Origin of the sequence: Oceanimonas sp. AH20CE76 (assembly GCF_039654065.1) — a bacterium.
Lineage (GTDB): Bacteria > Pseudomonadota > Gammaproteobacteria > Enterobacterales > Aeromonadaceae > Oceanimonas > Oceanimonas smirnovii.
The window spans coordinates 1,019,070-1,037,834 of record NZ_CP155481.1 but is presented as its reverse complement, the minus strand read 5'-3'; the positions used below and the strand labels follow the sequence as shown (position 1 = coordinate 1,037,834).

Genomic DNA, 18,765 nt, shown 5'->3' with positions numbered 1-18,765 from the left:
GGGCATACACGCTGATACGGGTATGATGCAATAAATGCACCAGGTTGTCGTAGGCCGAGATTACATGGGTTTGCGGTGGTAACGGTAGATGGCGAGGTTGTCGAGCATTTTCTGCTCCTGACGGGCGGCTTCCTGCTTTTTGCGCTCGGCTTCACGTTCCATCAGTTTGGCAATGGCCTGTTTGCGGGCGCGCACCGCCAGCCAGGCATCGCGGCTTTGGGTTAATTGCTCCCGGGCCTGTTGCAGGCCTTGCTGTTGCTGCTGCTGGGCCACTTCCAGCTTGTCGATAAAGCCACGGAAATGACCAAACTGATGAGCCTCCAGCCCGCTCTGACCCCGTTGCTGAAAGGTTTGCACATACTGGCGCTGATACTGGCTCAGGGTTTGCAGCTGTTGCTCCATCTGCTGCAGCTGCAGCTGGGCAATATTCAGCTCGGCGGCGGCCTTGCGCTCTTCGCCGTCCAGCTGCTCCAGCAGCAAATTCAGTGCCCGGCTCATCAGCCTGCCCTCAGCAGCGGCATGGCCACCACTTCCAGCTCTTTGAGGCAGGCTTGGTAATCAAATACGTCCGTCATGCTCTGGGTTAAAAAACGCTCCAGCCGGGGCCGTATGGTAATGGCCATATCCAGCCGCGGATCGGCCCCGCTCTTGTAGGCACCCAGGTTGATCAGATCGTGATTTTGCTGATAGAGCGCATAAGCCTGCTTGACCGCTCTGGCCTGTTGCTGATGCTGCTCGGAAGTGACCGCCGTCATTACCCGGCTGATGGACTTTTCAATATCAATGGCCGGATAGTGACCACTGTCGGCCAGTTGCCGCGACAGCACTATATGGCCATCGAGAATGGCCCTGGCCGCATCGGCAATCGGGTCCTGCAGATCGTCCCCTTCGGTCAGCACGGTAAAGAAGGCGGTAATGCTGCCCTGCCCTTCGGCACCGTTACCGGCCCGCTCCACCAGCGCCGGCAGCTTGGCAAACACGGAAGGCGGATACCCCTTGCTGGCGGGCGGCTCTCCCACTGCCAGGGCAATTTCCCGCTGGGCCTGGGCATAACGGGTTAAAGAGTCCATCAGCAGCAGCACGTTCAGGCCCTGATCCCGGTAATATTCCGCCAGCGTCAGGGCAGTTTCACAACCCTTGAGGCGCATCAGGGGCGAGGCATCGGCGGGGGCCGCCACCACCACAGCCCGGGCGCGGCCTTGGTCGCCGAGGATCACGTCGATAAATTCCTTTACCTCCCGGCCCCGCTCGCCAATCAGACCCACCACCACCACATCGGCTTTGGCCCCCCGGGTCATCATGCCCAGCAGCACACTTTTGCCCACGCCGGAGCCGGCAAACAGCCCCATGCGCTGGCCCTGCCCTACTGTGAGTACCGAGTTGATGGCACGCACGCCCACATCCATGGGCGCTTCAATGGGCTTGCGCGCCATGGGGTTAATGGGGCGGGAAACAAAATCTGCCGTTGTGGCGGTATTGATAGGGCCAAGGCCGTCCAGCGGCTGGCCGATGCCATCAATTACCCGGCCCAGCAAGGCCATGCCCACAGGCACGCCGTTGCCGTTTCCGGCGGGCGTGACTCTGGCCCCCGGGATCACGCCTTTCAGGGATTCACTGGGCATGAGATAGAGCTTGTCGTCGGCAAAACCCACCACTTCGGCGTCCATTTCACCAAACTGGGTTTGCACCTTGCACTGGCTGCCCACGGCGGCAGTGCAGCCTACCGCTTCCAGCGTTAACCCCACCACCCGGGTCAGTTTGCCGCTGGCGGCCATCACGGGTGCCAGACCGGCACACTGATAAGCGCCCAGGCGCTCAGCCAGCGTCTGTGTCATGGAACCGGCTCCAGTTGGCCTTGATGAAATTGGCCATCAGCTCGTCGATGCGGCTGGCAAGACTGACATCCAGCTGAGACATGGCCGTGTGCAGGCGCAGCTCGCCCCGCTCAAGACCGGGCTCGGCCACCAGCTCCCAGCCGCGCTTGGCACAGGCTTCTTCACTGTAATGCGCCTGCAGCAGAGCCATGTCTTCGGCGTTCAGATAAAAGGTAAGGGTGCCTTCATGATGAGGCAGTGCCTGCAGGGCTTCCTGTATGGTAGCCAGCAGCAGTTTGGGCGAGGCGGTGGCCTCGGCCTTCAGCAAATTGCGGGCAAGCTCCATGGCCATGATCACCAGGCTTTGCTCCACGGTATGATCAATGGTGGCCAGAGGGGCCTGCAGTTGTTCGGTAAGGGTGTTCCAGCGCTCCAGCAGCGCCTGCATTTGCGCCTCGCCATCGGCCAGCCCCTGCTCAAGGCCCTGTTGCAGTCCGGCTTCGTGGCCTTCCTGCATGCCCTGCAGCCGGCCCTCTTCCCGGCCTTCCGCCAGGCCCTGCTCTTTGCCTTCGGCGTGGCCTTCTTCATAGGCGGCCTGGCGAATGGCTTCCAGGGCTTCAGCGGTAAGGGGCTCGGGAGTGGCTTCTGGCTCCGGTTCATCGGCCACCGGTGCCGGCTCGTTGCGCAGCCTGAGCGCCGCCTGCTCCTGACGAACCGGCTCGGGCTGGTTAAGTTCGGGCCACTGCCAACCCGCAGGAATACGGCCCTTGGCGTCGTAGCCACTCATACGTAATCATCTCCGCCACCTTTGGCCAGCATCAGCTCTCCGGTGTCGGCCAACCGGCGGGCCACCGCCAGGATCTCGCGCTGGGCCGCTTCCACATCGCTAACCCGCACCGGTCCCATGGCCTCCAGATCGTCCTGCAGCATTTCGGCAGCGCGACGGGACATATTATTGAAGAACTTCTCTTTAAGCTGATCATCGGCACCTTTCAGGGCTCGCTGCAGCAGCTCGGCATTCACTTCCCGCAGCAGCACCTGAATGCCCCTGTCGTCCACGTCTATCAGGTTTTCAAACACAAACATCAGATCCTGGATCTTCATGCTCATTTCTTCATCCTGATCACGAATGGAATCCATCAGGGCACCTTCAATGGAGGTATCCAGATAGTTCATGATGTCGGCGGCGGTTTTCAGGCCGCCCATCTTGGCAGCCTTGGCGTTGCTCTTGCCCACAAACTGTTTTTCCATAATGTCGTTCAGCTCCTGCAGCGCCGCCGGCTGCACTTCTTCCAGCTCGGCAATGCGCATAATCAGGTCCAGCCGCATGGGCTCAGGAAACTGCTGCAAAATGGCGGCGGCCTGATCCGCATCGAGATACGACAGCACTATGGTCTGAATTTGCGGATGCTCATTGTGAATAATGCCGGCCACCTGACGGGCATCCATCCACTTGAGCGAATCGAGCCCGCGGGAGCCGGCACCGGCGGCAATCTGGTTCACCAGACGGCCGGCCTTGTCTTCACCCAGGGCCGCCACCAGGGCATTGCGCACAAAGTCCTGACTGCCCACACCAATTTTGGTAAAGCGCTGAATGTCTTCAATAAACAGCCGGTGCACGGCACTGACCCGATCCGGACTGAAATCCCCCAAGGCGGCCATTTTCATGCCCAGGCGCTGCACCTGCTTGGGGTCGAGGTGGCGAAAAATCTGGGCGGCGTCTTCTTCCCGCAGGCTCAGCATCAGCAGCGCTGCCTTGTCGGTGCCTGTCATGCGCGACAGCAGTTGCCGCTGTGCATCGGTAATTACCAGCTCCTGCTCATCACTCATCGCTTTGTACCCAGTCTTTAATTACCTGTGCCGCCAGATCCGGCTCGTTGGATACCAGCGCCCGTACTGCCGACAGCAAGTCTTCATCCTTGTTCAGATCCGGCAGCCGCAGCTGGCCGTCCTTAATGCCGAACATACCGTCTTCCAGTTCGGCCTGCTGTGCCAGCATATCGAGATCATTATTGCCCGACAGCGCACTCTGACCGTCCAGATCCAGTTCATCCGTTTTGTCGTCTATGTTCAGCAGGCGTTTCACCATGGGACGCACCAGTGCCAGCAGCAGCACCACCAGTACCAGCACGGCACCGAGAATGCGCGCCAGCCGCCAGAACCAGGTCTGCTCATAAAAAGGAATGTCCGCCACGGCATCAAGGTCGGGCCGGTTAAACGACATGCTGACCACTTCAATGGCATCACCCCGGCTTACATCAAAGCCCAGCCCCCCCTTCAGCAAACGCTCGATGCGGGCCAGTTCGGCGCTCTCCAGCGGCACTCTTTCCGTGGTGCCGTCGGCCTGAGTCACATTTTTGTAGTCTACCGCCACCGACACCGTTAACCGGCGAATATCACCCACGGCACTTTCGGTGTGGCTGATGGTGGTGTCCAGCTCAAAGTTACGGGTCGCTTCCCGCCGGCTGCGCTCTGTGCCGGATTTTTCCGTGGCCTGCCCCGCCTGCTCGGGAATATCCGACTCCATGGGCGGCTGATTGGTCAGCGCGCCGGGAATGCCGATGGGGCCGGTGCCGGAGGTGTTGTCTTCCATCACCATCTCGGAGCGCACCGCGGGCATGTCGGGGTTATAGGTTTTTACCGTTTGCTGACGACGACGAAAGTCGAGATTCAGATCCACTTCAGCGGTGTAATTCCCCAGCCCCAGCACCGGACTGAGAATGGCGTCAATCTTCTGACGATATTCTTCTTCCTGCTGTTGCTGCAGTTCAAATTCCCGCCGGTTGCGGGCAGCCAGCGGATCCTGAGAGCCGGAGTTCAGCAGACGGCCGTTCTGATCCGTCACCGTTACCCGGCCGGGAGTGAGATCGGGTACCGCAGAGGCCACTGTGTCCACAATGGCGTCTACTTCTTCCTGGCGCAGGCTGCCGCCCCGGCGCAGATTAAGCACCACGGTAGCACTGGGCTTGCGCTTGTCGCGCACAAAGACATTTTCCCGGGGTATGGCCAGCAGCACCTGGGCACGGGCCACGCTGTTATATTGCTCTATTACCCGGGCCAGCTGACGCTCCCGGCTGAGATTAAGGCGCTCCCGCTCCAGCCGCTGGCTGATGCCAAAACCGGGATCGGACAGCAGTATGCTGTCGCCTTCCGGCGGTGCCTGAGTGAGGCCGGAGCGACGCAGCCCCAGCTGAATATCGGCATATTGATCCGCGCGCACCAGCACGCTGTTGCCGTCTATTTTGTATTCAACCTTCTGGGCATCGAGATAATCGAGGGTTTCAATCAATTCCTGATTGTTATACACCCCCAGCGGCCGCATTTCCGGCTCCTTGCCCCACAGCAGCACAAAAATGGCCATGGCCAGACAAATGGCCAGCGCCAGCACAATAACCACCTGGCGTAATACATCGGCATTGCCCAGCAGCGCAAAAGGCGTGCTCTTGCGCTCCTGAGCTTCCATATCGGTGCCGTCACTGTTGGCCGGAAGCGTGCTTTGGTCAGTTTCTGCCAGCGGATTATCTGCCACCCGTCAGCTCCTTAAACCAATCGGATTAATCATGTGTTCAGTCCGTCATCCTGACGAAAGTCAGGATCTCTCTGCAGGAAGATACCGGGTCAAGCCCGGTATGACCGTGCTTAAAATACAGTACTGATATCAGCAATGGATGGCTCTCTTCCTTAGTAAAGCAGGTATTAAACCGGCATATTCATAATGGTTTTATACGACTCCACCAGCTTGTTGCGCACCTGCACGGTAGCCTCAAAAGCAATGCTGGATTTTTGGGCGGAGATCATTACCTGCTCCAGCCCCACCGAAGGATCCCCCAGCTCAAAACGGGTGCGCAGATCACCGGTGGTTTGCTGCAGTGCATTTACCTTGTTCACGGCCTGACCCAGCAGCTCGGCAAAATCCTGACGAGGGGCCGCACCCTGCACTGGTGCCATGCTTTGGGCTTCTCCCTGCATTGACTGCATTTCTGCCAGCAAAGCAGCGGCTTTAATATCCATGGTTTGGCTCCTCAATCAGTGAATTTCATACAACCCACGCATCTTAATGCAAAGCTCGGGCCAGTTCATCTTTTGTGCGAATTAAACAGGTACTTCTATACCTGCCTCGCGCATGCGGGCAAGCTTATAACGCAAAGTCCGGGGGCTGATGCCTAACTGCTCCGCCACCTCACGCCGGCTGCCACCGCTGCTTTGCAGGGCCTGCAGAATAATGCGGTGCTCCTGACTTTCCAGCTTGTCGCCCAGCTCTGCTGTGACCGGTGCCGGGGCCGTACTGAAGGGGCCGGCATCGTCCAGCAAAATATCGGTGGCGGCAATCTCGCTGCCGGCGGCCAGAATAAGGGCCCGCTGCATCACGTTGTCGAGCTCGCGCACATTGCCAGGCCAATGCCAGTGTCTTAGCCGTGTTTCGGCATCTTCCGACAGAGTGACGCCATGCCGCCCCTGCATGCCGGCATGCCGGCTTAACAGAAAACGCGCCAGCGGCAGAATATCACCGGGGCGATCCATCAGGGCCGGCCAGACCAGCGGAAACACATTCAGCCGGTAATAGAGATCTTCCCGAAAACGGCCCTCGGTTACCGCCTGACGCAGATCCCGGTTGCTGGTGGCCAGTACGCGCACATTCAGCTTTAAGGTTTTACGGCTGCCCAGACGCTCCACTTCCTGCTCCTGCAGCACCCGCAACAGCTTGGCCTGCAGGTTCACGTCCATTTCGGTAATTTCATCCAGCAAAAGGGTGCCTTCATGGGCCTGTTCAAACTTGCCGGGGCTGGCCTGCACGGCACCGGTAAAGGCTCCTTTTTCATACCCGAACAAAGTGGCTTCCAGCATATTGTCGGGAATGGCAGCGCAGTTGATGGCCACAAAAGGCTGATTGGCCCGGTTGGAGCGGGCATGAATAAAGCGCGCCAGCACTTCCTTGCCGGTGCCGCTGGGGCCGGAGATCATCACGCTGGCATCAGTAGCCGCTACCCGGGCTGCCAGTTGCAGCAACTGGCGACTGGCGGCATCTTCAGCAATAGGGTCGCTATTGTGATTTGACTCGGGCTGCACATAGCGGCGCACCCGCTCCAGCAGGACCTCGGGCGTAAAGGGTTTGGCCAGATAATCCACGGCACCGGCGCGCATGGCGGTCACCGCGCCCGATACCTGAGCGTGCGCCGTGATCACCAGCACCGGCAGGCCGGGCAGGCGCTCGTTAATCCATTCCAGCAGCTCAAGGCCGTTCATGCCCGCCATTTGCACATCCGTGATCACCATGCGCACCGGGGTTTGCTGCAAATACACAATGGCATCTTCCGCGCTGGTGACACAGCGGCTTTCCAGTCCGGCCAGCTCCAGGGTGTCTTGCAGCGCCTGCTGCAGGCCGGCATCGTCTTCCACCAGCAAAATATCGGCGTTCATTTTGTATCCTTATGCTGCAGCAAAGGCAGCCACAAGCTGAAACAAGTGCCCTGCCCCGGCTCGGAGCTGACGCTTACGCCGCCGTTATGAGCCCGCATGACCGACGCCACTGCCGCCAGCCCAAGGCCGGTACCCTGGCTGCGGGTGGTAAAAAAGGGTGTAAAAATCTGCTGCTGCAGTTCGGGGCTGATGCCGACACCGTTATCTGCCACTTCAATCAGCAGTTGCCCCTGGTTGCCGGCGGCATGGATTGTGACGACACCGGCTCCCGCTTCTACGGCGTTTTCCAGCAGGTTGAGTATTATGCCTTTAAGGCTGTTGGCATTACCCAGCACGCTTAATCCGGGCTCGGTATTGCAAACCAGACTGGCCTTGCCTGCAAACAGGGTATTGGCGGTTTGGGTAATATTGGTAAGCAAGGCAGACACACACAGCGGCTCGGCCAGCGCGGCCTGATCAGGCCGGGCAAACAGCAGAATGTCGCTTATTTGACGCTCGATATCCGTCAGCCTTTCCATCAGCCGGCCCTGAAACCGCTCCCGCTGGGCTGCATTCAGCGCCGGATTGGCCAGGTTGGCACCGTATAAAGTCGCCGCCGACAACGGCGTGCGTATTTGATGGGCAAGGGTTGCCGCCATACGCCCCAGCGCCGCCAGCCGCTCGGCATGGCCCTGCTGCTCCGCCCAGGCGCGGGTAGGAGTAAGATCGGTCAGTTGCACCAGCTGACCAGGCTGCCCTTCCAGGTGAGAAATGGCCAGCTGCACCCGGCGACCGCTCTTTAACGACACCTGCAGGCCGTCATCGGGCCGGGGCGCAAAATCACGGGTAATCACCTCCAGCCAGGGCGTGTTAAGCAAAGGCTCGCCCAGCAGCTGGCGGGCAACAGCATTGGCGCAACTGACCACGCCCTGACCGTTTACCCACAGCAAACCACCGGGTAAAGTGTGCAGAATTTGCTCCAGCTGCTCCGGCCCCAGCACATCCAGCCAGGGCGCATCGGGCGCGGAATAAGAAGAATTTGCAGGCATCATGGCAGGTAATATTCAAAATACGTGCCAGATAAGGGCCAGCATTAAGCTATCAGCTGTAAGCTGTCAGACGCTCGCGTTGTCAAAAGATAAAATACGGTGCTTGCAGCATTACTAATTGCCAGGCTCTTTCATTATTTCGGATTGAACCGGGCATTACAGCCCGCGCAAATCGTCTTACAGCTGACAGCTTATGGCTTACAGCTCCCCGCAGGGGGGGTCAATCCCGTGCTATGCCGTATTTTTTCATTTTCTCTACCAGGGTGGTGCGGCGCATGCCAAGGTGTTCGGCAGCTCTGGCCACAATGCCGTCGTTGGCATCCAGCGCCTTGCCAATCATTTCCACTTCTATACTGGCCAGCACATCCTTCAGGTTGTAACAACCTGAGGTTAAATCGGGAATATGTAAATCCCCGTTTACTGACGCCGGCGCTTCTTCTTCCGGACTGAAATCAAAGAAAGCGCCATCGTCTTCAAAATCATCACCATTACTTGAAAAAATAGAGGCCAGGGCTGCCTGCTCATCCATTTCATCAAAGCTTTCGGGCACATAATCGCCGCGGTACTTTTCCGGCAGATCTGCCGGCTCCACCCGTTGCCCCGGGCACAGTATCATCATCCGCTCCACCAGGTTGGACAGCTCCCGCACATTGCCGGGCCAGTGATAGCCTTGCAGAGTGTTCACCGCCGGCGCAGAGAAAGAAAGCATAACCTGATGGGTATCTTTGTGGCGTTCAATCAGCTCATTCAGCAGCAGGGGCAAGTCGTCTTTGCGCTGGCGCAGGGGCGGAGCGGTAATGGGAAATACATTCAGCCGGTAATAGAGATCTTCCCGAAAGCGCTGCTCGGCAATCATCTGTTCCAGATCACGATGGGTGGCGGCAATAATACGCACATTAGCTTTAATCGGCCGGGTGCCCCCTACCCGCTCAAAAGTGCGCTCCTGCAGCACTCGCAACAACTTCACCTGCATGGGCAGGGGCATATCGCCGATTTCATCCAGAAACAGAGTGCCGCCGTCTGCCAGCTCAAACCGTCCCTTGCGGGCCGCCACGGCACCAGTAAAAGCCCCTTTTTCATGGCCGAACAACTCGCTTTCCAGCAGTTCAGCCGGAATGGCACCACAGTTAATGGGCACAAAAGGACCACGAGACTGTTGCGATAATAAATGAATGGCCTGAGCAATGACTTCCTTACCGGTGCCCGACTCCCCCAGCAGCAGCACATTGGCCTGCTTGTCGGCCACCTGGCGAATAAGGCTTTTAACCTGTTGCATGCCGGCGCTGTTACCCACCAGTAAATGATTGAGCTGCTCATTCTGCTCATCACTCACCATTACGGGCCGCCACTGGGCAGCCTGATGCAGCAATCGGGTCAGCTCGTCGTAAGTAAGGTCGTTAAGGGTGCCCAACAGATTATTGGCCTTGCACTGAGTAGAGCACAGGCTGATAAACACATGATGGGAATGATCATCGAGAAGATCTTTCAGTGGAAAATCCGTTTCCCCCAGCAGAACCGTCATGGTTTGGGGCTGCTCCCGCAGCCACGCCAGATCATTGGCGCGACTGCCGCTTCGCCATTCAACCTGCATAAAGGAAAGGATAGCCTCAAGCCTTGACCGTCGTTCCTGGTTATGATCCATGATCAAGACACAGCCGTTAAAGCCCATAGGGTAAATATCCTTTACATTCAGTTAGTTATTGAATTGATTTCTGAGCTTATCCCTAGCTCGACACCAGCATAACATTGAAGCGGTACAGACTTGAAACCAAATTAGTCGTAATTCTGACACAAGCGTCAAAACAACTCGACAAAGATAGTCGCTAAAAAGCCAGTTAAATTGACTTGGATCAAGTTTAGTACAGGAAAGGATATTTTTTTGACGATGTGACTTGCTTAGACAAGCCGGGGCTAGCCCCGGCAAAAATGATGATCAGGCAGGTACCTGTTGCTGATCCGCCGGAATGGCGTCCCAGGCTTCTTTGATGTCGCGCAGCAGCGTGCTGATGGACTCGAGCTTTTCTATGCTGTTTTCGCTATTGGCCAGCACCAGTTCGGCCATAATAAATTCATACAGATTATCGAGATTGGCAGAAATATCGCCACCTTCCTGATGATCCAGTGCCGCACGCAGCTCGGCAACAATGGTCATGGCAGAGCCCAGCAATTCCCCCTGCTCGGCGCGTTTGTTCTGCTCCATGGCAGAACGGGCACGAGCCAGACGCTCCAGCGCCCCAGCCAGCAGCATTTGTACCACTTTATAAGGTGAAGCCACGGTTTTCTGGCTGTCCAGAGCCACGGATTTATAAGCTTTCATTGAGCCACGCATGGGCACTACTCCTGACAATTATCTAATTACGTTTAACGGTTTGATAGGCCTGCACCGAGCGCCGGCCCTTTTGCATGGTCTTCAGTTTGTTGGCCAGCTCACGCTGCACCGCTTCGGCGGTTTCTTTAAGCTGCCGGGAGCGCTGTATCAGAGCAGCAGCGTCACTTTCGGTGACATTGCCTTGCTCAATCACCTGCTGCAATAGCTGTGCCCGCACTCGCAGCTGCTCAGACAGCCATTCTTCATCCAGCTCGTCTGTTTTGCCAAGCGCTGCAAGCACGGCCTCATCCAGTGCTTTTAACTGGTCGGCCAGCATTACTGCTTGGCTCCGCCAAAGCTGGGCATATTATCAAAGGCCGCAACAACAGAGTTAAGCTGCTGGTTAAGCTGGGCTACCATAATGTCCATATCGGTAAATTGCTTATAAACTCGCTCTTCATACTTTTCCATGTAAATTTCAAAGTCTGCCCGCTCTTTATTCAGCTTGTCCATCTGAGCATTCAATGAGCTGTCGCGCTTGGTAAGCACGCCTTCTTTACCCACAAAGCTTTCCAGCATATCGTCCAGCTTTTTGGAGACGCCCTCTTCCGATGCAAACAACTGACCGATTTTAGAAAAGTTATCATCAATCTGCTTTTTCAGCAGATCTTCATCCAGCTCGATTTTGCCATCTTTTTGAGTGGTAATACCCAGATCAGTGAGTGACTTGATGGGCGCACTGGCACCTTCTATGGGTTCGCTCAGCATGCGTCGAATTTGCGAGGTAAGATTGCGAGCCGTGCCATCACCGTTCAACGGACCAGCCTTTTCTGTCTCGGCATTATAAGAAGTAAGCTGGTTAATGGTGGCCATCACCGTATTAAAAGACTTAACAAACTCCTGCAGGTTTTTTTCCACCACACCCTTGTCGTAGCCAATGGTCAGGGTGGTGCTGGTTTTAAGATCCGTTTTGGTCGGATCTGCCTTGTCCGTTGGTTTTTTAAGATCCAGGGTTACCCCCTGAATGGCGTTTTTAATTTCATTGCTCTGACTGGTGACAGGGGCACCGTCTATGGTGATTTTGGCATCCTTGGCGAGCTGAATCGGTGTAACAGTGCCAATACTGCCAAGATCGTTCGTTCCTTCACCGTCACCATTGCCGGATGCAGATACCTTTATCGTATTCTCGGTACCGGTTTTCTCGGAAAAAAACACCAGCCGCGAGCCGTTGTCGTCGGTGACCACAGTAGCGCGCACGCCCTTGTTGTCTTCCGCATTGTTAACGGCATTGGCCACATCAGCCAGGGTGCTTTTGTCTTTGTCGATGGAGACAGTAAAAGACTCATCACCCACCTCCAAAGTGAGCGAGCCTGAGCCCAGCTTTTTCTCAGCATCGGCTTTGGGAATGGAATTGGTGCCCACCTTGTGCGCCTCAGCCAGCTGCTCTACCACTATAGTATAACTGCCGGCTACCGCCGTTTTGTCGGCCGTCGCATTGGCAAAGCCGCTGTTGGAAAAGCTGGTGGAGCGTTTTTCAAAGGCTTCTTCGTCACCCAGTTTTTTTAATGAACTTTTAAACTCTTCCAGCACTCCTTTAAGGGTGCCGTAAGAAGACAGCTGTATGCCAATATCACCGGCACGGCGCTGAAACATTTTTTCTTTCGGTGCGCGCTCACCGGCAACAGTGGCATCCACAAAGCTCTGAATGGGAAAGCCCGAGCCCACGCCCGGCAATTTGAGATCGGACACAAGCTGTCTCCTATGCTTTGGTGTCTATCAGGCCGCCGCTGGCTTCGGCCAGGCGAGTAATGACCTGTAGCAACTCTTCGGTCGGTATCTGACGAATGATATCACCACTGTCGTTATCTACCACAGTCACCACGTTGCGGCCCGAGTCTTCATCCACTCTGAACTTGAGGCCACGATTAAAGGTGCCAATAAAGGAGTCCATTTGCTCCGCCATTTGCTCAAGCTGCTCACCGGACAGATCGCTTTGCTGTGCTTTTTCTGCCGCCTGCACCGCCTGAGCGGTTTGAGTGGCTTCACTGCCTACGGGCTGAGTGGTAACGGAAGTGTGCTTTTGAGCAAGGTCTGCCGCCGTAGCGGGCGTACGTTGAGTGAGTGGTAGCGTATCCATGGTAAGGTCCTCATGTGAAAGCGCCGTTCAGCTTAGTGAACAGAAAGCTGCGGCACTAAGCTCAACGGCGAAAAAGCCGGGGGTTGCTCCCCGGCTGAGGTTCAGCTTAGCCCAGCAGAGACAGTGCTGCCTGCGGGATTTGCTTGGCTTGCGCCAGAATGGAAGTACCGGCCTGCTGCAGAATCTGCTGCTTGGTCAGGTTTACGGTTTCCTGAGCAAAGTCCACGTCCTTGATGCGGGACATACCGGCCGCCGCGTTCTCACGGGTGTTGGCCAGGTTGTTGATGGTGCTGTTCAGACGGTTCTGCATGGCACCCAGGTCGGAACGCTGAGCGTCAATCATGCCGATGGCACCGTCGAGAATAGAGATTGCTGACTGAGCGCCACCTTGAGTAGAAAGATCTATGGTCGAGACAGCAGAAAGTTTTGAAACCTCACTGGCATCAATATCCATGGTGTCATCATCAGCGGCAATAGAAAACGTCTCTGCGGAATCCAGTCTTACAGCACCCGCTACAATTGCGCCATCGCCATCTGAGACAGCTAACTTAGCACCTGCAGTGATGGGCTCACCTGTATTAGGATCTGTACCAAAGCCCAAGCCTTGTACCGACAGGTTATCACCGCCACCAGCACTGCTAAAGTTTGAAATGGAAATGTCCTCCCCAGTATCACTGACAAGGGTCAGCTTACCGTTTTCCATTGATGCCTTAACACCAGTTTCAGAAGACTTGGCGTTAATGGAGTCAGCAAAGGCGGTCATATCTGCCGGATTGCTCAGGTTAGCAGATACGGTAACCGGATCCTTGTTGACACCTTTTAACTCAAAACTGAACTCACCGGCTGTTGCAGTTGCATCAAGACTCAATTGAACAGCAGTTCTGGCCTCAGCCGAAACCCCAGTAGTTGAACGCTGGGAATTGACGGCTTGCGCTATAGCTTTGGCTGAAGTTCCATCGACTGTAATATCTGTGCCATTAACGTTAAAGCCTGTTGTATCAACGCCATTAGTTGCTGCTGTACCGGTTGCACCGGCAGCAACGGCTCTTGCACCGCCCAGACCCACTGCAGCACCAGTGCTTGCCGCAATAGAAAGATCTACTCGGTTAGTACCAATTGCGTTAGCTGATACATCGCGGAGAGACAGATCGATGGTTTCATTCGAGTTAGCACCAACCTGCAGAGTACGGCTACCAAAAGTACCATCAATCAGTTTCTGGCCACCAAAAGAAGTAGTTTCAGCAATGCGAGTCAGCTCACTCTGAAGGGCTCCTACTTCTTTTTGAATGGCTTCACGGTCTTCATCAGAGTTTGTTCCGTTAGCAGACTGCAGAGCAAGGTCACGAATACGCTGCAGAATGGAAGTAGACTCATTCATTGCACCTTCGGCAGTTTGCGCGATGGAGATGCCATCGCTGGCGTTCTTCATGGCTACACCCAGGCCGCGCACCTGGGAGTTCAGGCGGTTGGAGATTTGCAGGCCGGCGGCATCGTCCTTGGCGGAGTTGATGCGACTGCCGGTAGCCAGGCGCTCCATGGAGGTGGCCAGGGCATTGGAAGACTGGGTCAGGTTACGCTGGGCGGTCATGCCGGTAACGTTGGTGTTGACTGTAATCGCCATAATTTAACTCTCCGTTGAGGGTGCCGGCCAGCTGCCGGTGATGTTGTTACTAATGCTGTGTTATTTGGGGTATCGGCCTCGTTTGCGGCGGCTTTAGAAAATTTTTCTTTCAGCTTTTCCCCTGCTGAAACAGCTATCGGCTTACTGTTCTGATGCTTTAGCGAAAATTTCACCACCATCACTGCCTTACCTCGCGTCTTGCGGTCCTCCCATGCTTTTTCTACTATCGTGCTCATCTCATATGTAAACACCTCAAGGGCATTCCATGCGCTCAAAATCTCAGTGCACCACCCTCACACAGCAAATCAGCCAAATTCAAAGCTTACTGCAGGAAGGGAAAATAATTGAAGCTGAGCACCAGGCTCGAAATCTGCTGCAAGCAACTCCGAATAATGAAGAGTTGTATCTGCTGACAGCAAAAGTTTGTCAAGCACTTGGAAAAGCCGAGGCATCCGTTACTCACCTCACTAATCTGCTAAAGCTAAACCAGCATCATGCAGAGGCTAATAAGCTACTTGCAAACCATTACTTCAACTCAAGTACTTTTGAGGCGGCACTCACACATATCAACGCTGCTTTGGCACAGAGCACCAGCCCAGAGACACAAGAGCTCAAAGGGCTGATACTCGCTGGCTTACACGAATATGATAAGGCCATTGAGACATTCCTTAAGGTTGTTGATTCAGAACAAGCTAGCTGGCTAACCTGGAACAACCTGGCAAATCAGTACCGTAACCTTGGTCTTTTTAAAGAAGCTCAAGAGTGTTATCTCAAGGCAATAGAGCTCAGTGGTTTTGACGACACACCTTACAACAACTTAATCACCTTTCTGCACTATCTTCCTGAATCAAAGAAAAACGAGCTTAAATCGCTCTATAAAAACTGGGAAGAAAAGTACTCAAGGAACATATCAGCAACCAAACACCAAGCTGATAGAGCGTTAAAAAATAAAAAGATACGCATTGGCATGATCTCAGATGGATTCCGCACTCATCCTGTGGGCCAGATGATCACCTCAGCTCTTGAGGCATTACCTGAAAACGAAATTGAACTGTATGCATACAGCACCAACAATGCTGAAGACCAACTGACTTATCGCACCAAAAAAGCATCAGAAAAGTGGATGTCGGTCGCACATCTTTCAGAAGAGAAATTAGCCCAAGAATTTATTAATGACAAAATTGATATTCTCTTCGATCTTTGTGGCCATAACAATGGATGTCGTATGCGAACCATGGCCATGAAGCCAGCACCCATTTTAGTTAAGTGGGTGGGAGGCCTAATCAATACCACAGGTCTCAGCACAATGGATTATTTACTGAGTGATAGTATAGAAACTCCTGCTGGCGAAGATGAATTCTATACTGAAAAGCTTATTCGTATGCCGGATGATTACATCTGCTACGATGCTCCCATCTATACGCCAGACATTTATTCTCCGCCGGCTAAAAGAAATGATTACATTACACTCGGTTGCTTTAATAATCCCACAAAATTAAATTATGTACTTCTGGGTGAGTGGGCGAAAATAATGCATTCACTTCCAGATTCTCGCCTCTTTCTTAAAGGCTTCCAGTTCAGCAGTAAAGTACTTAGAGAAAATATTAGAAACCAGCTTAAAGACTTGGGCATTACTGAAAATCGTGTACTAATTGAAGGTCCCTCTCATCACGAAGAACTGCTCAAATCTTACAACAAAGTTGATATTGCCCTGGATACCTGGCCCTACTCCGGTGGCTTAACCACCTGCGAAGCCATGTATATGGGCGTGCCAGTAGTTACTTACCCCGGCCCCACCTTTGCCGGCCGCCATTCGGCTACTCACTTAACCAATGCAGGCATGCCACAGCTGGTAGCGGAAAGCTGGGAGCATTACCACGATCTGGTTGTGATGCTGGCCAGTGATATCGACAACCTTGCCAATATTCGACAGCACCTGAGAGGCGCATTACTTGAGTCTCCTGTCTGCAACGCCAAGCGCTTCGCCCGCAACTTCAGCAATGCCATGCGCGCCATCTGGCAGCGTCATTGCGAAGTCAAGCAACCCGCCGCCCTAACTCTGGATAAAGAAGGAAATGCACAGTTTGAAGACGAAGCAGAACCTGTGCAGCTTCAGTTACCGGAAGAGCCTGTATTGGTTGAAGATGATGACTTTCACTTCCGTTTTAACGGAAAAATAGTTGTTGTTGATCATGGAGCTGGCTTCACCTGTTCCGAGAGCTTTCACACTCTGCATAAGCTGGGTGCGATAAAAACACTCTGTATTGATCCCGGCAGTAGAATAAGAAATGCACAACAACTGACCAATACTGGTGATTTTCATCACTTCCCACTGACCGTATTAGGCGACGGCAGCGAAATGGAACTTGCCCTGGCAGTAGAAGCTGAACGTTCTACTACCTTGCCCATAATAGCTCCTGATCCGAATGCAATTATTCCTGAACAAGAACCTCCTGCACTAATAAGCACCACAAAGGTTACCAGTAACCGTATTGATGATATCGACGGACTGGAGCATATTGACTGGCTTATTCTTGATGATCAGCATCATAACCTGAGCATTCTAGAACATGGAAGTAAAAAGCTGGCCAATGCTTTATTGATAGAAGTTTGTGTAAGCTTTTCATTTGAAACACCAAGAAACAACAACTTCAATAAAGTAACCGAGCTTATGGACAAGCTTGGGTTCAGATTATTCAACCTTGACAAATTAGAGCACTCAAAATTTTTTCCTGCTTTTTCTGAAAATGAAGAGAAAATCTCAATAAAAAGTGGAAAGGCATTATTCTTACCAAACAATTACAAACTTTTAAGTTTTGATGCAAACAAATTAAAAAAACTAGCTTTTTTATTAGATTCCGTACATCATCAGAAAGGTGCCGTTTATCACCTGCTTAACAATATAAACCCCAATATAGCAGAGCAATATATACGCTCTCTAAGGAACAACAATGAAAACAATGAAACAGACATTGACAAAATCATTAATAATTTACTATCGAATCCCTTATCTAAAAAAGGGAAAAAACATTTATTAAAAAAACCACTGGTAATCTCACTTACATCTTACGAAAAAAGATTTAGCACTTTACACCTTACAATAAGATCTTTACTTTCTCAGACAGTAGAACCAGACCACCTTGTTCTCTGGATTGCAAAAGAGGAAAAAGCTCTATTACCAAAAGATGTTACCGACCTACAAGATAAAGGGTTGGAAATAAAGTTTTGCGAAGACATAAAATCATACAAAAAAATAATACCGACTATCAATAAATACCCCAACTCTTTTATTGCCACAGCAGATGATGATGTATATTATCCTCAAGAGTGGTTAGAAACACTTATAGATGTTTACAATGAGAATGAAAAATGCATTCCTGCACATCGTATACATAGAATACAGCTAGATAATAAAGACATTCCATTACCTTATCAAAACTGGATGTGGGAATACAAAAATGACTTTAATCCGCACCCACTTAATTTCCCAACAGGAATGGGAGGCGTTTTATACCCGCCATCATGTTTTCATAAAGATGTAACCAATGAAAACTTATTTATTAATTTATGCCCAAAAGGAGATGATATTTGGCTCTATACGATGGCTACAATAGCTGGATATACATTCAAGCCAACCAAAGAAAAATTAAACTTTACCACATGGCCATCGACTCAAAGTGTAGCTCTTCACCATGAAAACATTAAAGCTGGAAATGATGAACAGCTGAAAAAAATAATTAACCACTATCACATATTTAGACCACACCTACATAAGATAACTTACAACAACAAGTTACTAAAATTACATTTACCAGACAACGACGATCACATTCAAAAAATAATTAGGACAAGCAATACATTCTATGAGATAGATATGCTAAAAAGCATGGATACTTTTTTGGCTGAAAACTCCACCTTCATTGACATTGGAGCCAATATTGGCAACCACACTATTTATGCAGCCATAAAAAATAATGTAAAAACCGTTTATTCATTTGAACCACAACCATATGTCTTTAACACTTTACATAAAAACATCTGTAACAACAACCTGCAAAGAAAAGTGAGAGCTTTTAATATTGGTCTAAGTAATAAAAGTGGCCATATTGCGATGGGTGATATTGACCCGAATAACTTAGGAATGACAAAGCTGAATCCAAATGAAAATGGGGATATTAAAGTTCAAAGATTAGATGACATCGTAAAAAAAGAAGATTATGTATCCATAATAAAAATTGACGTTGAAGGAATGGAGTGTTGCGTATTGGAAGGAGCTAAGGAAACGATAATTAAAAATGCTCCTGCCATATACATTGAGGCTACCACTCAGAAAGAAAAAGAAAAAATAGAGGAAATATTGAAACCTCTTGGATATTATGAAATCAAGAAATTCAATGCAACACCAACATACTTGTACTTGAAACCTTAGAAAAAATGCA

General features: G+C 52.4%; 15 protein-coding genes. 1 reads left to right on the top strand and 14 read right to left on the bottom strand.

Annotation, left to right across the window (positions count from 1 at the left end; translation table 11 throughout):
• Positions 1 to 60 precede the first annotated feature (60 nt).
• The 14 genes from fliJ to N2M06_RS04960 form a co-directional block, all read right to left on the bottom strand.
• On the bottom strand, positions 61 to 498 hold the full coding sequence (gene fliJ / locus N2M06_RS05025) for a flagellar export protein FliJ (protein ID WP_346351816.1): 438 nt from the start codon (positions 496 to 498) through the stop codon (positions 61 to 63).
• On the bottom strand, positions 498 to 1,835 hold the full coding sequence (gene fliI, locus N2M06_RS05020; RefSeq protein ID WP_346351815.1) for a flagellar protein export ATPase FliI: 1,338 nt from the start codon (positions 1,833 to 1,835) through the stop codon (positions 498 to 500). The genes fliJ and fliI overlap by 1 nt, the downstream gene beginning before the upstream one ends.
• Entirely contained in the window at positions 1,816 to 2,601 is a 786-nt protein-coding gene (gene fliH, locus N2M06_RS05015) for a flagellar assembly protein FliH (protein WP_346351814.1), read from the bottom strand. Before fliH ends, fliI begins: the two co-directional genes overlap by 20 nt.
• Positions 2,598 to 3,644: a flagellar motor switch protein FliG gene (gene fliG, locus N2M06_RS05010; RefSeq protein ID WP_346351813.1), complete on the bottom strand. Its 1,047-nt coding sequence runs from the start codon at positions 3,642 to 3,644 to the stop codon at positions 2,598 to 2,600. Before fliG ends, fliH begins: the two co-directional genes overlap by 4 nt.
• Entirely contained in the window at positions 3,637 to 5,343 is a 1,707-nt protein-coding gene (gene fliF / locus N2M06_RS05005; protein WP_346351812.1) for a flagellar basal-body MS-ring/collar protein FliF, read from the bottom strand. The genes fliG and fliF overlap by 8 nt, the downstream gene beginning before the upstream one ends.
• 167 nt (positions 5,344 to 5,510) lie before the next feature.
• Complete coding sequence (fliE, locus tag N2M06_RS05000; RefSeq protein ID WP_019933553.1) at positions 5,511 to 5,825, bottom strand: flagellar hook-basal body complex protein FliE; 315 nt, start codon at positions 5,823 to 5,825, stop codon at positions 5,511 to 5,513.
• Positions 5,826 to 5,906: 81 nt separating this feature from the next.
• Entirely contained in the window at positions 5,907 to 7,232 is a 1,326-nt protein-coding gene (locus tag N2M06_RS04995) for a sigma-54 dependent transcriptional regulator (RefSeq protein WP_346351811.1), read from the bottom strand.
• On the bottom strand, positions 7,229 to 8,263 hold the full coding sequence (locus N2M06_RS04990; RefSeq protein ID WP_346351810.1) for an ATP-binding protein: 1,035 nt from the start codon (positions 8,261 to 8,263) through the stop codon (positions 7,229 to 7,231). Before N2M06_RS04990 ends, N2M06_RS04995 begins: the two co-directional genes overlap by 4 nt.
• Positions 8,264 to 8,480: 217 nt before the next feature.
• The gene (locus N2M06_RS04985; RefSeq protein ID WP_346351809.1) at positions 8,481 to 9,929 is read right to left on the bottom strand and encodes a sigma-54 dependent transcriptional regulator; all 1,449 of its coding nucleotides are present in this window, start codon (positions 9,927 to 9,929) and stop codon (positions 8,481 to 8,483) included.
• Positions 9,930 to 10,193: 264 nt separating this feature from the next.
• The gene (fliS, locus tag N2M06_RS04980) at positions 10,194 to 10,589 is read right to left on the bottom strand and encodes a flagellar export chaperone FliS (protein ID WP_346351808.1); all 396 of its coding nucleotides are present in this window, start codon (positions 10,587 to 10,589) and stop codon (positions 10,194 to 10,196) included.
• Between the two features lie 22 nt (positions 10,590 to 10,611).
• Entirely contained in the window at positions 10,612 to 10,905 is a 294-nt protein-coding gene (locus N2M06_RS04975; protein ID WP_346351807.1) for a hypothetical protein, read from the bottom strand.
• Positions 10,905 to 12,317 carry a flagellar filament capping protein FliD gene (gene fliD, locus N2M06_RS04970; RefSeq protein ID WP_346351806.1) on the bottom strand — a complete coding sequence of 471 codons (1,413 nt, stop codon included), beginning with the start codon at positions 12,315 to 12,317 and terminating at the stop codon, positions 10,905 to 10,907. The genes N2M06_RS04975 and fliD overlap by 1 nt, the downstream gene beginning before the upstream one ends.
• 10 nt (positions 12,318 to 12,327) lie before the next feature.
• Positions 12,328 to 12,705 (bottom strand): flagellar protein FlaG, encoded by a 378-nt coding sequence (locus N2M06_RS04965; RefSeq protein ID WP_346351805.1) that lies wholly within the window; start codon positions 12,703 to 12,705, stop codon positions 12,328 to 12,330.
• Between the two features lie 106 nt (positions 12,706 to 12,811).
• Positions 12,812 to 14,326, bottom strand: coding sequence for a flagellin (locus tag N2M06_RS04960; protein ID WP_346351804.1), 1,515 nt, complete (start codon positions 14,324 to 14,326; stop codon positions 12,812 to 12,814).
• Between the two features lie 265 nt (positions 14,327 to 14,591).
• Between N2M06_RS04960 and N2M06_RS04955 the strand changes: the two genes are divergently transcribed.
• Positions 14,592 to 18,755, top strand: coding sequence for an FkbM family methyltransferase (locus N2M06_RS04955; protein WP_346351803.1), 4,164 nt, complete (start codon positions 14,592 to 14,594; stop codon positions 18,753 to 18,755).
• Positions 18,756 to 18,765: the final 10 nt, after the last annotated feature.

What these genes read in the sequence shown, in the direction of transcription:
- fliG (WP_346351813.1), bottom strand. Translation starts at nt 3,644, where the DNA reads ATGAGTGATGAGCAGGAGCTGGTAATTACCGATGCACAGCGGCAACTG.
- fliI (WP_346351815.1), bottom strand. Translation starts at nt 1,835, where the DNA reads ATGACACAGACGCTGGCTGAGCGCCTGGGCGCTTATCAGTGTGCCGGT.
- N2M06_RS04965 (WP_346351805.1), bottom strand. Translation starts at nt 12,705, where the DNA reads ATGGATACGCTACCACTCACTCAACGTACGCCCGCTACGGCGGCAGAC.
- N2M06_RS04975 (WP_346351807.1), bottom strand. Translation starts at nt 10,905, where the DNA reads ATGCTGGCCGACCAGTTAAAAGCACTGGATGAGGCCGTGCTTGCAGCG.
- N2M06_RS04960 (WP_346351804.1), bottom strand. Translation starts at nt 14,326, where the DNA reads ATGGCGATTACAGTCAACACCAACGTTACCGGCATGACCGCCCAGCGT.
- fliS (WP_346351808.1), bottom strand. Translation starts at nt 10,589, where the DNA reads ATGCGTGGCTCAATGAAAGCTTATAAATCCGTGGCTCTGGACAGCCAG.
- fliJ (WP_346351816.1), bottom strand. Translation starts at nt 498, where the DNA reads ATGAGCCGGGCACTGAATTTGCTGCTGGAGCAGCTGGACGGCGAAGAG.
- fliE (WP_019933553.1), bottom strand. Translation starts at nt 5,825, where the DNA reads ATGGATATTAAAGCCGCTGCTTTGCTGGCAGAAATGCAGTCAATGCAG.
- N2M06_RS04995 (WP_346351811.1), bottom strand. Translation starts at nt 7,232, where the DNA reads ATGAACGCCGATATTTTGCTGGTGGAAGACGATGCCGGCCTGCAGCAG.
- fliH (WP_346351814.1), bottom strand. Translation starts at nt 2,601, where the DNA reads ATGAGTGGCTACGACGCCAAGGGCCGTATTCCTGCGGGTTGGCAGTGG.
- N2M06_RS04955 (WP_346351803.1), top strand. Translation starts at nt 14,592, where the DNA reads ATGCGCTCAAAATCTCAGTGCACCACCCTCACACAGCAAATCAGCCAA.
- N2M06_RS04990 (WP_346351810.1), bottom strand. Translation starts at nt 8,263, where the DNA reads ATGATGCCTGCAAATTCTTCTTATTCCGCGCCCGATGCGCCCTGGCTG.
- N2M06_RS04985 (WP_346351809.1), bottom strand. Translation starts at nt 9,929, where the DNA reads ATGGGCTTTAACGGCTGTGTCTTGATCATGGATCATAACCAGGAACGA.